We start from the raw sequence: 15,835 nt of genomic DNA on the forward strand, positions 1-15,835 counted from the left end.
TTAAAACGCCACCACCCACTATAAAGCAGCCCAAGGTAAGCAGTAATGGCCACTTTTACCCACCAATGGTTTAGTGATATTAACCAGATAGACGTACACGAATGGACTCGTTTATTCGGTAATGAACCTTTTACCCGCCATGCATTTTTATATGCATTAGAGCAAAGCCAGTGTGTGAACAAAGAGACAGGCTGGCAGCCTCAGCACTTAGCGGTTTATGAAGCTGACAAATTAGTCGCACTCGCTCCTGGGTATTTAAAAAGCCACTCTTACGGAGAGTATGTTTTTGATTGGGCATGGGCAGAAGCCTACGAGCAACACGGATTAGCCTATTACCCTAAATGGCTAAGCGGTGTGCCCTTTAGCCCCATTGAAGGCCAGCGTATTGCCATTGCACATACGAATACACAAAGCGTATACGAGTACATAAAAAAGCAATTAAATTTAACCAGTGTGGAGCAAGGTTGGTCTGGCTGGCATGTTAACTTTTGCCCAAAGGTTCAAGTTCAAGCCCTGTGTACTGACGATATAATGCAGCGCGTAGGCGTGCAGTTTCAATGGTTTAATAAAGGCTTTAAAACCTTTGACGATTTTTTAAATACACTCACCGCACGCAAACGAAAAACGCTAAAAAAAGAGCGAGCTAAAATAGCACAGCAAAATATTACCATTGAATGGCTGCAAGGCTCGCACCTCAGCCCTGAAACAATGCAGCTATTTTGTGAGTTTTATCAGCGTACTTATTTAAAACGTTCTGGGCATTTAGGGTATTTAAATATTGAGTTTTTTACTTTATTACAGGCACTAATGAGCGATCAGCTAATTGTTATGCTTGCCAAAAAAGACAACAAAATAGTGGCAGCAACGCTAAGCTTACAAGGTGAAAACACCTTGTATGGCCGCTATTGGGGCGCCAGCGAAGAAATAGACTCCCTTCATTTTGAGCTGTGTTACTACCAAGGGATTGAATTTGCGATTAAGCATAACTTACATTGCTTTCACTCCGGCGCTCAAGGTGAGCATAAAATACCTCGTGGGTTTGAGCCTGTTTTTACCTACTCCAGCCACTATATTGTTGAACCCGACTTTAGAGCAGCAATAAACGACTACCTAAAGCGAGAACGCCAACATATGACAATTTATAAAACGCAGTGCGCTGATTTACTGCCGTTTAAAAACCAATAACTGATTGTTAGCTGGCATAGCTGTATCACTTATGAGTGTAAGGCCTGCTTGTGTTGCTAATTGCTCTATGGCCTCAAAATCACGAATGCCGCTAAATGGGTCACGCTGTGTTAAAAAGCGATCGAACTCTTCATTACTTGCACTTGTAAACTGCCCTTGGTATTTGAAAGGGCCATAAATACACACTACACCTTGGCTTGCTAAGTGCGTTGAAACCCCTTTAAAAAATTGCTCAACCAACTGCCAACTTACAATATGAAACGTATTTGCTGTGTAAATGGCATCTACGTTATTTACCGGCCATGCATAATTCAAATCAAGCTCAAGAGGGCCGTGTAAATTAGTTAAATTTGCCTCCTTATGCCATAAATTTATGCCCTCATGGTTTATACGGCGATCACTTGTATACCACTGTAAATGCGGTAATTGCTCAGCAAAAAACACACTATGCTGCCCCGTACCCGAGCCTACTTCGAGTACCGATTTTGTCTTATTAAAAACCGTTTTAAGCACCTCTAAAATAGGACCCTTATTGTTTTCACACGCTTGTGAGAAAGGTTTGATCATGACCTGCACCAATATTGAAACTTATTGCACAACATTAACGCAAAAAAATGGCACTGAACAATTAAAGTTTTATAGATAATTTATAAAAGTGAGTTAATTCATGGCACTAAAATAAAAATAAGGCGATGGTATGTATTATGCTTTAATTAAATCAACCCTAAGTAGGGTGTATTACCAATATTAAATACGAGGATAAAATTATGCATACTCCCCCTTACACCGCTGTAGACGCTGTGGTCTCAGTGACAGAAAAAAGCACCGAAAAACCAAGTAGCACCTGTGATAGTAGAGCCACTGTAATCGACTTACTTTCTCACTGTAACCAAAATCAACAGGCGCTAAAAAAACATGAAACAGACCAAATATTCATCCTTGGCTATAATTGATACTCAATTAAACGCTGCAAATAATTTTTATAATAACTGTTTACACTGAAACCGATTAAATGTAATGATAACTATTATCGTTAACTTAAATCGGTTTTTTTATGTCTCCCTTTCAGGCATTACAGCCTTATCATCATGAACTTGCTTGTAACTGCTTACGCCCAGGCTTACATGCGCCTATGGTGGTAGCTCACTACATAGAAACCGCTTTAAACGTTGCTAAAAGCTTTGAAAAACAGCGTAACCCCTTACTACAAGAGTTATATTTATTACGCACTCACCATGAAATTATCAATAAAATGTGCGACCCTCTAATACACAATGCCATTCGTAAGCAGTGCCTTGAGCAATTATATAAACCCTTATTGGCATTAAAACGCTTTTACTATGCACATAACGATACTGAAAAATTTTTAAAACTTGAGCGCGAAGCTCGCGTACTCAGTCACGAATTTAACCCTTTTTAAGGAGCGACTTATGAGCAATTTTAGAACCGAATCCGACAGCATGGGTGAATTACAGGTCCCTAGTGATGCGCTATACCAAGCGCAAACCCAGCGTGCAGTTAACAACTTTGCTATTAGCGGCTTAACTATGCCAAAACAGTTTGTAACAGCGCTTGCATACATTAAGCAAGCTGCAGCACAAAGTAACTTTGAGCTAAATCACTTAAGTAAAAGTAAAGCCAACGCTATTGAGCAAGCATGCCAACAAATTATTGATGGCGAGCATTACGAGCACTTCCCGGTTGATATTTTCCAAACAGGCTCAGGCACCAGCTCGAACATGAACGCGAATGAAGTTATCGCAACACTTGCAACTCGCATTGGTAATGAGCCAATTCACCCCAACGATGATGTAAATATGGGGCAAAGCTCTAACGATGTAGTACCTACAGCCATTGCACTAAGTAGTGCTATTAACGTGGTTTATGAATTACTGCCATCTCTTGAAAAACTATCGCAGAGTTTAGAGCAAAAAAAGGCAGACGTTGGCAAAATAGTTAAAACTGGCCGTACGCATTTAATGGATGCCATGCCCGTTACGTTTGAGCAAACGCTAAGCGCCTGGCAATCACAAGTAAATAATGCAGCCTCCGGTATTCGCCATAGCTTAGAGCGAGTATGTGAGCTTGCCCAAGGCGGGACAGCTGTTGGTACGGGCATTAATGCTGATGGCGAATTTGCCTCAAAGTTTGCTAAAAACTTAAGCGCTAATGTGGGTATAAGCTTTAAGCCAAGCAGTAACTTTTTTTACAATATTGGCTCGCAAGATGCCATTGTAGCGCTCTCAGGTCAGTTAAAAGTACTCGCTGTAGCGCAAATGAAAATAGCCAATGACTTACGCTGGATGAACTCAGGCCCACTCGCCGGGCTTGGCGAAATAGAGCTTGAAGCACTGCAACCAGGCTCATCGATTATGCCGGGTAAAGTAAACCCGGTGATCCCAGAAGCGGCAGCCATGGTAAGCGCTCAAGTTATAGGTAACGATGCAACCATCACTGTGGCAGGCCAAGCCGGTAATTTTGAGCTAAACGTAATGCTACCTGTTATTGCGCACAATATTTTACAAAGCATTGAGTTACTTGCTAATAGCGCCCAAGCATTGGCAGATAAAGCCATTGCGAGTTTTAAAGTAAACCAGCCCAATATTGATAAAGCACTGGCCAAAAATCCAATTTTAGTGACAGCGCTTAATCCGGTGATCGGTTACGAAAAAGCAGCCAAAATAGCCAAGCAAGCCTACAAAGAAGCCCGCCCAATTATTGATGTCGCAGAGCAAGAAACCGACCTTCCACGCAGTGAATTAGAAAAACTGCTTAACCCCACTAAACTTACCCAAGGCGGTTTATAAAGGTAAATCTAAAACGGCTTTAATTACTTGATAATATAGTTTTTATTGCCGTTAAAAATGCACCGTGTATGATAGTGATGAATAATTCATCACTATCAAGGTTTGTTATGCGTACTCCACTGTTAGCCCTACTTTTACCACTTTGTTTAACTGCATGCCTCGAAACAACATCGCAAGATGCACCAACTAACTCGGTGAACGAGCTTAAAGAAGTACCGCATAAAGAAGTACCTCAACAAACCAGCAGTGAAAACAAGCACAAAACCCCTACTGATGCATCACAACCCATAAAAACCGCTTTAAAAGAAGTATCACTTAACGACATTAAAACCGCAAAAAGCGAGCTTAATACGTTAATTGCCAATACACAGTGCGATACCTCTGCACAATGTAAGGTTATGCCTGTAGGAAGCAAAGCTTGCGGCGGACCAAGTGATTATGTTGTTTACTCAACAAAATCAGCTAAAGAGGGGCAAGTCAGTTCGCTTGCAAAGCAAATAACAACGCTTGAAAAAGCCTACAACACACAAAATGAAATGATGAGCACGTGCCAGCATTTAACTTCGCCAAGCACGCAGTGTGTTGAAAATAAATGTGTTAAACTTGAAGGTTCAGCGGTAAGTGTATTTTAAGGACAAGGTTATGAGTTGTTTACCATCAGCAATTAAATTATCAATTGTGAGTGTTGCCACCAGCGCTATGCTATTACTTAGCGGCTGTGCAAGCACATCATCAAGTACTGAGCAAAATCAGAATTTGTCTGACTTGAACTACGATCTTAATAACATTGTTAGTGATAATAGTTGCACCGCAAGCTTTCAATGTAAGGTACTCGAAGTAGGTGCACGAGCATGTGGTGGGCCAAGTAAGTATGTTGTGTATTCAACACTTAATACCTCTCAAGAGCACGCCGAAGAAGTTGCCCAAAAAATTACACAACAACAAAAAGCACAAAACAAAGCGCAAGGTTTAACCGATTGCTCGCCGGTACTTGAGGTACAAACCCTGTGTATTAATCAGCAATGCCAGGCATTTGATATAAAATAGCGCAAACGCCAATTTCAGCGTTAACCTATAAAAGGTATTAACGCTGAAATAACCACCACCAACACCACACAAATTCCTGCTTTAACAATGTATTTCATTGGCATTTCTTTTTTTACCCAGTACGCATAAATAAATCGCACAAAGTAACTTGCAGCTGTGCCAAATAAAGCAAAAATAATTAAGTAAGCAATTAAAATAATATTCATATAAACCTAAATTAACTACTTAGTGTTTTTAGTATGAGCAATTAATAACTCTGCTACTTGTTGCTTTACGGCTCGCTTATCATCACTTTGGACATTAAATCGTGTTGCAAGTTGGGCTATTTCATCATCATTTAAATTAAACGATAGGCGCTGACGTGTTTTTTTAGACTTTACATCTAGGCCTAAAATTTTACGGATCATATCTGAGGGCGTAAGCTCTTGATCAATGGCCTGCTTTTTTATCGACTTTTGTACTTCGCTGCTTAAATCAAATGCCATTTGTGTGGCACGCACGGCTTGCTCTTGACGTAACCACTTGTCTTTAGCATCACTCACTTCGCATCTCCTGGAAACAAGTCGACTATATCGGTAATTGGGCGAGTTAGCGTTAGTGACACTTCGGTCTCACCGCCATCCCATATTTCAATATTTAAGCCATGCCCTTCGTCTGGCGATGCTAAGCAAATCATTTCACAAGGTTCGCCACCCTCTTGCTCATAGCGCGGTAATGACTGGCCACGAAAATCTTTGTTATGGAAATAGCACACATAAGGCGATTCACTTTGCTGATAGCTTTTAGCTAAAAACTGCATAAACTGCTCTGGCGTATTTTGTACCTGTATATGAGTTAACGACTCTTCATCAAAAATACGTGCAAATTCGTCTAGCCCAAATATTTGCTCTACGTCGTCACGCTGAATTTTGATTGAAAAATTAGCCCACTGCTCGCCATCATCTTGCTCAATTTGTAAAAATACCACCTGTCCGCTGTTCGTCTCAAGCACAAACTCAGTATCACTACTGTGTTGATATTGATAGGTTTGAATATCAATAACACGCAGCGTTTGCCCTTTTAACCACGACGGATACGCAAATGAATCGATAACGCTAAACATGTCACCTTTTTTAAGCTCACTTGCATGGTTAAGCTGACGTTCTGGCTCTTTTTTAGATTTGAAAAAATTAAACATAATGAGGCATCCCTTAAGCAAAAAAGGTAACTAAGCCACGCTTAATTACCTTTTATTATAAATGTACGAACTATTAGCCGTTTTGCTTGGCTTTAATGCGCGCTAAAATATCAGCACTTTTTGGGCTTGTATCGCCAATACCGGCTTCAGCCATTTTTGCTTTTAAATCGTCGCCATTTGTATCTGACTCAAGTTGCTTAGCAGCGCCTAACTGGTCACTACGATCTTGCTGGCGCTGCTTAATACGCTCAAGCGACTGACGGGCCGATGTCATAGACGAGCTATTAGTATTAAGCGTGCTGTTAACCGCCATTGTTGCTTGCTGTACGCTTTCTGTGGTTTTAACCATAGTAAGCTGACGCTGGTTTTCTTTAATTGACTTTTCAGCGTCTTTAACTTGTTGTTTAAGCGCTACAATATGATTGCTAAAACCTGCTAATACTTGCTCGTTTTCAGCTTTTTCAGCTTCAAAGTCGCCAATTTTTTCGGCAATTTCTAATGCTAAGGCTTCGTTACCTTTTTCAAGTGCTTGGCCTGCATATGCTTCGTGCTCAGCAATTGATGCATCAACTGCGCTAATTTTACGCTTAGTTTGCATTTCTTTAGCCATTACTTCTGTAAGGCTCTTTTTAGCACGATTAAGTGCATTTTGCGCATCTGCTATTTCTTGTTCAAAAATACGAATGCCGTTTGCATCTACAATTGCTTCGCCCGCTTCACGCGCGCCGCCACGTACTGCTGTAAATAATTTTTTTAATATACTCATAATCTTAACTCCACTAACTAGTTACTAATCGTTTAAATACAAGGTCACGGCTTCTAGTGCGTCAATAGCGTTGTCAGCTAGTGTCACTAGTTCGTGGGTAATATCATCTAATGATGAATTTACCGACAGTGCACCAAAAATCGCGTATTTGTTATCGATTTTAGCAAATGCACTCAGTGGAATTGGCACGTTTAAACGTAGTAGTGTTTCGTTTAACTCGTTGCGTAATTCACTTTTTACTTCATCTTCGCCAAACAAGTAGCTAATACATAACAACTGCTCTTGTGTTTGCGTAACAAAAATTGGAAGCTCATCGTTTCCATCAACTATGACTTGTAAAACATCTTGCTCACCAGGGTTGGCAATCAAGAAAGACTCAAAGTTAGCGCCTTCTGTTTCAAAAGAAGCTAATTTTATTGAAAGTTCATTTAATTCCATGTCTCTGCCTTTTTGCTGTTTGACATATTATGTCTGAGTTAAGATTCGCACGGCCGACATATTATGTCAACCATGTTTTATTAATTTTTATACAATTCGCTTTCTATCTGCCACGCATTACGGTAGTAATCATATAGCTGGCCCGAACCTAACCTATTGACCTCAATACTTTTAACTTGTTCAAAATACTGGTTAGGAAATACAAAGCTGGCTAATAAATATTCTTTACTTACCCACCTTGATGGCACCGGCATAGCGCTTATATTTTTAATTCGCCCACTGGCTGGTTGACCCATTTTAGTGGCTATTGTCCACCCCCATTGCCCAAACGAAGGAATATTTTGCTGGTACTGCTCAACATAATCAAAACCCGCCGCTTTTACCGTTTTAGCAATACTTAAAAATGCTTTTTTGGCATGATAAGGCGAGGTAGACTGCACAGCCATTGCGCCATCGGAAGCTAACAATTGACGTACATGGTTATAAAAATAGTCGCTGTACATTTTGTTTAAATCGGGGTGATTAGGGTCCGGTAAGTCAATTAAAATGGTGTCAAATTGCTTACCTTGATCAAGGAGCCTTTCAACCTCTAAAAACGCATCTCCCACAATAATATTGGCGCGTGGGTCTAACATCGATTGTTTATTTAGCGCTAATAACCGCTTACTTATAGACTCAGGCGCTGTAAAATCACCGTCTTTATGGCCAAATAAATTAAGCAGCTGTGCATCTAAATCAATTAACGTTACGTCGTTCACTGGCCACTTTAAAACATCTCTAAGGGCAAGCCCGTCGCCACCACCAATAATTAATACGCTATCGTGCCGGTTTGATGCGAGCATTGCCGGATACACCAGCATTGAGTGATATATTTGCTCATCAATACTCGAGAACTGTAAACGTCCATTTAAATACAAGTCGGTGATAGGCGCTGGCTGGTTTTTACTTAAGCGCTCGGTTAATACTACATGCTGGTATTTAGTTGCTTGTGAGTAAATAACTTTATCTTTATAAAGTACATTACTTAAGCTGTTCATCCAGCTACTTCCCATCACTAAAATAAACCCAAACAGTGCCAATAACACTATATGGCAGATCAGAAGTGCCTTAGCAAAGCGCACATGAGCATGGTAGCGCCATAAAAAGACGAGCCCTGCCAGTATATTAAAAAGAGCTGTCCACGCTGCAGCTTGCATTATAGGCATCGCCAGCATAATGCTTACCCAAATAGCCGCACCAATACCCGCGCCAATATAATCGGCACCATAAATAGTGCCTGCATTGTTTTCTAAAAAACGCCCGTACACATGTTGGCGAATACGTGCAATAAGCGGTATTTCCATACCAATAAATAAACCCAGTACTAAACCAAACACATAAGGTAAAAAGCGTGACCACTCTTGCAGCTTTTGAAATACACAGCCATTGAGCACAACATCGGGAGGTAAATTAAAAATACTAGAAAACAAATGAGGAAGTGAATAACTTACAGCAATTACACCGGCTATTGCCAAAATACAGCCCATGCCAACCAGGGCAATAATACTTTCAAGCCAAGCAAAGGCGGTAAAGGCATCTTTAAACCAACGGGCTAAAAATGCGCCTAAGCCCATGGCAACTATCATTGTGCCAATCATGGCATAGATAGCACTCTCTACAGAGCCCAGTACCCGCCCTGCGTAATGCGAAAGTAAGTATTCATAAATAAGGCCGCACCCAGCGAGTACGGCCATAACAGTTATTAGTAAAATATCGTGCCCAAGTAAACGTGATTTACTTGGGCTAGTTGTAGTTGATGACACTGATTATGCGCCTAGTAAGGTTGCCATAGTAATACCGACAGCAAACGACACTGCAGCAGAAATAGCACCTACACCTACATTTTTCTGACGGTTAACTTCATCTGAAATATCACAACCTGATAAAATTATTTTGATGGTGATTAAATGTAAAATGATGAATGCCACTAAACTTACAATCGCGCTAATAGCCCAATAAAGCAGGCTAGCATTAATGTTATCGGCCGCATACGGCGCAATACCTGATGCCGCAGTAATAGCTAAGGCACTTCCTACTAAAAAGCCTGCGTAGCGTATACCTACAGCTAAATTGCCATCAATAATGGCTTGTTGTAAACAATCACCGCTTTTATTGGTACGCTTAAATAATTGTACGCGGTATTGGCTTACAAGCAGTAGTGCAACACTGCCAATAATAAAGGCAGCAATAACGATAGGCAGCCCGTGCCAACCCTCTGTTGCTACCCATAAAAGTGCAGAGCGAATCACAATAGCCACACTCACTACATGACCAAAATCGATAATAGAGGCTGTTACATTACCTTTTACAATTTCGTCGTGCAGGCTGACTTTGCGAAGCGCGACCTTGTCTTGAAAAAAGTGGCCTAATTTAATCAGTACAATGGCTAATACACCATAGCCCAGCATTTGCAGGGCTTCTTGTTGTAACGACGCAGCAAAGGCGCCACTACTCACACCCGTTAATACAATGGCAAGTGCAACTAAGCCTGCCGCAAAGCTAATACCAAAAGCAAAGTTATCGCGTTCTGTTATTTCGTCATTTGCATGAAGGTTTGAAACCCAGCCCTTAATGTATTTCAGGCTTACAAATAACAACACGATAATTGCAAAATCAATCGCCAAAGCTTGTAGCGACCACGTAGTTATTCCATTAAATTCGTACATATTTCTAACTCCAACTTATTCTTTACTTACCACGGCTCACGCCACGAGAGGTTCTGCTACCGCTATTGCGTACCGATCCAGAGCTGTTGCTATAACTACTCGAACGCGAGTAGCTACTGCGGCTTTTAGGCGGTGTATAACTACTGCGGCTTAAACCCGAGGCACCCGTTTTTTTGCTCGCATAAGGGCTAGTAAACTGTTTGCCTTGGCGTTGGTACGATTGACGCGTACGCGTTTCTAAAGCACTTTGCGTTTTAATTTGTTTAGGGCTTGAGTAACGATAGCGGCCGTAATCGTTGTAATAGCTATATTTACGGCGGCTGCTCCAACGTCCGTATTCAACACGGTCAAATACATCGCCTAAAATACGGTACATGCCATACCACTGCCAAAAGCTAATACCATTACTATTAGTTTGCCAGTTACCGTAATTAGGGTTGCCCACCAATTGATTACCCTCGCCTGCGCCCTCCGCTTCTTTACTAATAGCACCAACGCGCGCAAGGCTGCCCTTAGACATATCCGCTAGCATATTAATCGGGTCAGTTAACGCATCAGAAAACAGCGTAGGCTTAGCCGCCTCACGTAGTAAATCAATACTGTGTAGCGTATCTTCGTAAGGAGGGATTAAATAAGTGCCTTTAATATCTTTAAGTCGTTGTGTTAAACCACTGTAAAGGGCACCCTGCCTTGTAGCATCAAGGGTAATTACATCAACAACCTGACTAAGTTCTGGCTGTTGCTGTTTAAGGAGTTTGCCATATTCTTTAAGCAATACAGCATTACGTATAGTCCCATTATCAAGCGCGGTACCAAGCTGTGCAAGCTCAACATCTGCCTTTTTAATAGACTCTTGAATTGTTTGTTGTAGTTGCTCTTCTTTAGATTGACAACCCATAAGCACTGCAAACAAACAAAACAGGCTCATAAGTTTCCAAGCTTTTATATTCGACATTCATGTCACCTGATTTAATAAATAACCGCATTAGTCTTACACAGGTCACTTATTAAGCCAAGAATGAAATTGCAACAAAGTAAGTCTGCCTAAAATAAAATAACCAGCTATAGTTACTCTATGAATTTAAACACATTCTTTTACTTACAAATTTAGTAAGTAACATCAGCGCTACGCGTAAGCCTTCTATTAATAAATAACAACAATAAGTAATAACTCTTTTAGTGAAAGAGCATGACAGTAAGAAGGGATTTGGCTAAATGTTTCATAGTATTCGTAACAAATTTATTATTATTACGACTTGTTTAATTGTACTAAGCGCTAGCTTTGTTTTTTATTTAGCTATTAATGAGCACGAGGATTTATACCGCCAATCAGTTGAAGAAAACCTCGATGCTATGTCATCAAATATTTCAGATAATTTGTTACGTGTTATGTCGCAAGAGATAGATTTATTTTCTATTACAACTGAGCTTTTGGGGTTAGATAGGTACGAGCACATAAAATTTGTAAATGTCTTTGATAGCAATTGGCAACTAATACAGTCCTACGTGCACCCTAATTACTTAAAGTACGAGGATTTTACTCCACAGCTAAAGGGCATCAAACCGCAAAGCTTGCCCCGTACCGTCAGTGTTACTAACCAAGGCTTAGTTGCCTTAAAAACAATTGGTGAGGAGCAGTTCCCTATAGGCTACTTATTAATTGTTCAAGATTTTAATAAACCCCTTAATGAGAGCAAAGCGAGCTTATTTTATAGTGCGGCCCCTATCGTTATTTTTAGTATCGTGATCACCATCATCATCTCTTTTTGGATATACCAACATTTATTAAGCCCGCTCTTAAAACTTTCTAAGTTCACGCAAAAAGTAGAAAAAACAACTAACTATCAACTCCAATACCAGGGCTCGGGCAACGACGAAGTATCGCAACTTGGCAAAGATATTAATAACTTACTTAACACTATTAATGCCCAAGTGCTCACTAATCAAAAAAACACCGCACAACTTTTAAAGCAAAAACAATCAATGGAGCACTTAGCTAACTTCGATATATTAACTGGTTTGCCAAATCGCATGTTTATTATGGGCTTACTAAAAGAAGAATTAACACGCTGTAAAAATAATCATCAAGATATAGCTATTATGTTTTTTGACGTAGATAGCTTTAAAGGTGTTAACGATACACTTGGCCATGAAACGGGCGACCTACTTTTAAAGGCGGTAGCCAGTAATATTAAAAAGCACTTACACGAAAACGATGTTATTGCACGCTTAGGGGGTGATGAGTTTTTAATAATGCTGCGTAATATAAATAATTACACCGACGTTATTAATATTGCGGAGCAAATTATCAGCTCAATGCAAACGCCTTTTACTATTAACCAGTGGGATATACCCACCGGGGTAAGTATTGGTATTGCCCACGCTAAAGAGGCAGAGTTTGACATTAATACATTGATTAGTAATGCAGACATCGCAATGTATGCCTCAAAAGAAAAAGGTAAAGGGTCGTACACTGTTTTCCATAGAAAAATGTTAGAAAACAGCAAGCGAATGGCTCAAGTGGCTAATTTAATTAGTCATGCAATTGCGCAAAATGAGTTTGAAGTTGTGTATCAGTTAAAAATAGCTGCCAATGGTGAGGCTAATGGCCTTGAAGCCCTTATTAGGTGGCAAAGTGAAGAGCTTGGCTTCATTTCACCAGGCGAATTTATACCCATTGCAGAGCAAGCAGGTAAAATAAAAGCAATCACGCAGTGGGTTGTCTCCAGGGTATTTCAAGATTTACCCACACTAAAGCAAACTATAGGTAACCATGTACTCGTTTCTTTAAACCTATCGAGCCATGATCTTAAAGATAATCACTTTATTGATGTTGTAAAAAATAAATTGGTTAAATACAACGTCGACATTGCAAATATCCAGTTTGAAATAACCGAATCAAGCTATCTCGATAATTTTGAAAACTCCAATGAATTCTTTAACCAAATAAAACAAATGGGCGGGTCTATAGCCCTTGATGATTTTGGAACGGGTTATTCATCGCTAAGCTACCTGACAAAAATAGATATCGATACCATCAAAATTGACCGTATGTTCGTTAATCAATTTGATAGCTCAGAAAAGGATGCGGCGGTATTAAAGGCCATACTCGATTTAAGTAAACGCCTAGGCTTAAAAGTATGTAGTGAGGGTATAGAAACAGCCAGCCAGGCTAACTACCTAATTAAAAATGGCAGTGATGAAATGCAAGGGTATTATTTTGCAAAGGCTGTAGCCATAGCACACATTCCAGCAGCTAAAGCCCAAGCAAAAGAGGCATTTAAAGCGCTAACTTTAAAATAAATCAGCGCTACTAGTTAACCATAAATTAAGGCGTTAGCGTTACAACAGTTAACTCGTCCGGAATTTTTGTATCAGCAGGCAAATAAGCAACTGCATTTTCTTCTTTCAATAAATACGCAATAATTTCTTTAGTCGAGCTAAATTCTACGGGTGGCTTGCTACGCCCTGTAAATCTCATCTGAGCCCAATAAGCCTGAATTCTGGATTCGGTTAAGCCAACCAATTTCGTATTAAAGTCGATTCGTAACGGGTTTCCGGCGGGTAAATTTACTGCTTTAAATTGACGACTCATCGCGCCGCCCATATAAATATGGCGAATTTGCTGCTTACTCAAAGCTAAGTTTTTATTGGCCGTATTAACAACAATGATTACTTTAGTGGTGTGGCTATTATCCGCGTAGGCTTGTACGCTGATAAACAATAATGACCAAGTAAAAATACACAGCAGTATTATATGTCTAATCACGTAAGTTAACTTAGAGTACATCATCAAAATACCCAATCTAAGCCAATAAGGTAAAGATTCGTTTTTCTATTAAAGCTAACATCCTCAGGGATAACAAAAAAAGAATTACTAACCTCATCGCCCTCTAAAGCAGATACTTCCGCCTTTAATGCCAGATTAGGTAGCACATCCCATCGTATACCGAGTGTCCATGTTTTTAGTGAGTCGGGCGCCGACTCTGCAAACACGCTGTTATAAGCCTGTGCCAGCTGATCAAGCTCTACATTAGCACCAGTAGGGATTTCATTCTGATTGGCATTAATTTCTACATCGCTGTCTGCAAAGGTTAAATGATAAGTAAAAGGTGCATCGTTATAGCCTACGGTTAAGTAATAGCTTTGTATAATCGGAATTATATCTAACTGTGTTTTAATCTTTACCCGCTCACCTCTAAAAAAATAATCTAAATTATCATAAATAACACCAAACTGATCTGCATGTGCACTGCCCTGCGTTGTCAGCGATGCTGCACTTTGGCTAAAATTAAAATTCTCTAAAATATCTTGTAGTTGGTTAATCGATTTAAGATCTAACGCTATGTTACCGTTATACCTTGAAGCCCTAAATTCTATATTTTCAATATTCAACTTCCCTATCACACCCACTAAATTATCCACCTCAAAACCTGTTTTAAAAGGGCCTATGCCAATACTCCCCGACTCTTCGCCATAGTACCCTTCAATACTGATATCAAAGTCATCTGAGCCAAATTTGTAAATAGCATCAATACCATTAAATGTTTTAAATAAGTACGTGTCGTATACTTGTTGTGGCGGATTGATCCATGGGTATGCAAACCCTACATCAGAGAAGTCGCTCATTGTAAAAAATGGGGTTCGCAGCTTACCGATTTTTATCTGTAGGTTTGTTGTGGGCGTATAAGTTAAATACAGCCATTCAAGTCCACTCTCACCAGATACCGTTGTGCCATCAGATCTAAATAACCCTTGTGCTGTCACTGACCAGTTTGTATTAAACTGATACTCAGCTTGAAGACCTATTAAACTTGATGGTGAAAAGTTAAGACTGTCGTCGTAGCCTCTATATTCGACATCTTTTTCATCTAAATAACCACCAATAACACGCGCGTAGCCTGAAAAATCAAACTCACCCGGTTTAGCCGGTAAATGGTGTAGGCTGACGATTAAAACGAATATCTGAAATATTTTATTTCGCATAGACACTCAGCAACCTAGATAAAAAGCGCTGAATATTAAAAAGTAACGACATTTTATAATTCTGCAGAATAATTATTATGAGGTATAACTATAGTCAAAGTTAAAGAGTGTGGATCAAAATAGTCTGAACTATAAGCTATTATTTTTATACATCTTAATAGATTAGTTAAGTTAAGAGACTTGCTTGTACTGTAATACCAATTCGCTTAATTATGTGATCTATTTTGAGGGTGGAAAAACGTGTTGATGGCTAGGCTAAATGATTAAGTATTATTGCGTATTAGTATTACTACAAAGAGTTTGAGCTCTGTGTTGTGTTTTATCCGCGGGTTTCGTGATACTCAACCCACGCTACGGTGGTGGTGGAGACTGTGCGAATAATATCTGGAATGTATTTTTCACTTTTCTGCAGACGTAAAAAAGCCCGGCTCTTTCGAGTCGGGCTTTCTTGTATTTGGAGCCTGGCAATGTCGTGGTGCCCACAGCGGTAGAGAGTCACATAGCAAATGGGACACTATCATTGTGCCAGAAGTCGCTACGCTCGCTCGACCTACATTCTAGAAGTAGATGAGTGTGCATTAATTGTCCGCATTTCACTTTTCTACGGACGTAAAAAAGCCCGGCTCTTTCGAGTCGGGCTTTCTTGTATTTGGAGCCTGGCAATGTCCTACTTTCACATAGCAAATGCTACACTATCATCGGCGCTGTTTCGTTTCACTACTGA

General features: G+C 40.0%; 18 protein-coding genes. 7 read left to right on the top strand and 11 right to left on the bottom strand.

Annotated features, from left to right (window positions below; all coding sequences use genetic code 11):
- The first annotated feature begins 45 nt into the window (after positions 1 to 45).
- The gene (locus MTN96_RS27190; protein ID WP_248533381.1) at positions 46 to 1,185 is read left to right on the top strand and encodes a GNAT family N-acetyltransferase; all 1,140 of its coding nucleotides are present in this window, start codon (positions 46 to 48) and stop codon (positions 1,183 to 1,185) included.
- Here the strand turns inward: MTN96_RS27190 and MTN96_RS27195 are convergent.
- Positions 1,162 to 1,752 carry a DUF938 domain-containing protein gene (locus tag MTN96_RS27195; RefSeq protein ID WP_024032112.1) on the bottom strand — a complete coding sequence of 197 codons (591 nt, stop codon included), beginning with the start codon at positions 1,750 to 1,752 and terminating at the stop codon, positions 1,162 to 1,164. The two genes, MTN96_RS27190 and MTN96_RS27195, sit on opposite strands and share 24 nt — an antisense overlap.
- Positions 1,753 to 1,952: 200 nt before the next feature.
- Here MTN96_RS27195 and MTN96_RS27200 point away from each other — a divergent pair, with 200 nt between their 5' ends.
- From MTN96_RS27200 to MTN96_RS27220, 5 genes are all read left to right on the top strand, one after another.
- A complete protein-coding gene (locus MTN96_RS27200) occupies positions 1,953 to 2,138 on the top strand; it encodes a hypothetical protein (RefSeq protein ID WP_004589148.1) in 186 nt (61 codons plus the stop codon).
- 101 nt (positions 2,139 to 2,239) lie between these two features.
- Positions 2,240 to 2,605 carry a hypothetical protein gene (locus tag MTN96_RS27205; RefSeq protein ID WP_004589147.1) on the top strand — a complete coding sequence of 122 codons (366 nt, stop codon included), beginning with the start codon at positions 2,240 to 2,242 and terminating at the stop codon, positions 2,603 to 2,605.
- 10 nt (positions 2,606 to 2,615) lie between these two features.
- A complete protein-coding gene (locus MTN96_RS27210) occupies positions 2,616 to 3,992 on the top strand; it encodes a lyase family protein (protein WP_248533383.1) in 1,377 nt (458 codons plus the stop codon).
- Positions 3,993 to 4,099: 107 nt separating this feature from the next.
- Positions 4,100 to 4,624: a hypothetical protein gene (locus MTN96_RS27215; protein WP_205601655.1), complete on the top strand. Its 525-nt coding sequence runs from the start codon at positions 4,100 to 4,102 to the stop codon at positions 4,622 to 4,624.
- 10 nt (positions 4,625 to 4,634) lie between these two features.
- Positions 4,635 to 5,039, top strand: a complete 405-nt coding sequence (locus tag MTN96_RS27220; RefSeq protein ID WP_029772226.1) for a hypothetical protein — start codon at positions 4,635 to 4,637, stop codon at positions 5,037 to 5,039.
- A 20-nt stretch (positions 5,040 to 5,059) separates the two neighbouring features.
- Here MTN96_RS27220 and MTN96_RS27225 read toward each other — a convergent pair whose 3' ends face one another.
- The 8 genes from MTN96_RS27225 to MTN96_RS27260 all read right to left on the bottom strand — a co-directional run bounded on the left by MTN96_RS27225 (position 5,060) and on the right by MTN96_RS27260 (position 11,080).
- Positions 5,060 to 5,245 (bottom strand): hypothetical protein, encoded by a 186-nt coding sequence (locus MTN96_RS27225; RefSeq protein WP_004589143.1) that lies wholly within the window; start codon positions 5,243 to 5,245, stop codon positions 5,060 to 5,062.
- A gap of 15 nt (positions 5,246 to 5,260) precedes the next feature.
- Positions 5,261 to 5,581: a hypothetical protein gene (locus MTN96_RS27230; RefSeq protein ID WP_004589142.1), complete on the bottom strand. Its 321-nt coding sequence runs from the start codon at positions 5,579 to 5,581 to the stop codon at positions 5,261 to 5,263.
- On the bottom strand, positions 5,578 to 6,216 hold the full coding sequence (locus MTN96_RS27235; protein WP_024032119.1) for a DUF4178 domain-containing protein: 639 nt from the start codon (positions 6,214 to 6,216) through the stop codon (positions 5,578 to 5,580). Before MTN96_RS27235 ends, MTN96_RS27230 begins: the two co-directional genes overlap by 4 nt.
- A 73-nt stretch (positions 6,217 to 6,289) precedes the next feature.
- On the bottom strand, positions 6,290 to 6,982 hold the full coding sequence (locus tag MTN96_RS27240; RefSeq protein ID WP_029772224.1) for a PspA/IM30 family protein: 693 nt from the start codon (positions 6,980 to 6,982) through the stop codon (positions 6,290 to 6,292).
- 24 nt (positions 6,983 to 7,006) lie between these two features.
- The gene (locus MTN96_RS27245; protein ID WP_004589139.1) at positions 7,007 to 7,420 is read right to left on the bottom strand and encodes a YjfI family protein; all 414 of its coding nucleotides are present in this window, start codon (positions 7,418 to 7,420) and stop codon (positions 7,007 to 7,009) included.
- Between the two features lie 80 nt (positions 7,421 to 7,500).
- Complete coding sequence (locus MTN96_RS27250; protein WP_248533385.1) at positions 7,501 to 9,222, bottom strand: polyamine aminopropyltransferase; 1,722 nt, start codon at positions 9,220 to 9,222, stop codon at positions 7,501 to 7,503.
- 3 nt (positions 9,223 to 9,225) lie between these two features.
- Positions 9,226 to 10,125 (bottom strand): DUF350 domain-containing protein, encoded by a 900-nt coding sequence (locus MTN96_RS27255; protein WP_004589137.1) that lies wholly within the window; start codon positions 10,123 to 10,125, stop codon positions 9,226 to 9,228.
- A 22-nt stretch (positions 10,126 to 10,147) separates the two neighbouring features.
- Positions 10,148 to 11,080, bottom strand: coding sequence for a hypothetical protein (locus MTN96_RS27260; protein ID WP_004589136.1), 933 nt, complete (start codon positions 11,078 to 11,080; stop codon positions 10,148 to 10,150).
- 260 nt (positions 11,081 to 11,340) lie between these two features.
- Between MTN96_RS27260 and MTN96_RS27265 the strand changes: the two genes are divergently transcribed.
- Positions 11,341 to 13,428, top strand: coding sequence for a bifunctional diguanylate cyclase/phosphodiesterase (locus MTN96_RS27265; protein WP_248533387.1), 2,088 nt, complete (start codon positions 11,341 to 11,343; stop codon positions 13,426 to 13,428).
- A 25-nt stretch (positions 13,429 to 13,453) separates the two neighbouring features.
- Here the strand turns inward: MTN96_RS27265 and MTN96_RS27270 are convergent, their stop codons facing one another.
- Together MTN96_RS27270 and MTN96_RS27275 are read right to left on the bottom strand one after the other, a co-directional pair.
- Positions 13,454 to 13,918, bottom strand: a complete 465-nt coding sequence (locus MTN96_RS27270; RefSeq protein ID WP_054983735.1) for a hypothetical protein — start codon at positions 13,916 to 13,918, stop codon at positions 13,454 to 13,456.
- Positions 13,918 to 15,111: a hypothetical protein gene (locus tag MTN96_RS27275; protein WP_248533389.1), complete on the bottom strand. Its 1,194-nt coding sequence runs from the start codon at positions 15,109 to 15,111 to the stop codon at positions 13,918 to 13,920. The genes MTN96_RS27270 and MTN96_RS27275 overlap by 1 nt, the downstream gene beginning before the upstream one ends.
- Positions 15,112 to 15,835: the final 724 nt, after the last annotated feature.

This window comes from Pseudoalteromonas sp. 2CM28B (genome assembly GCF_023161935.1).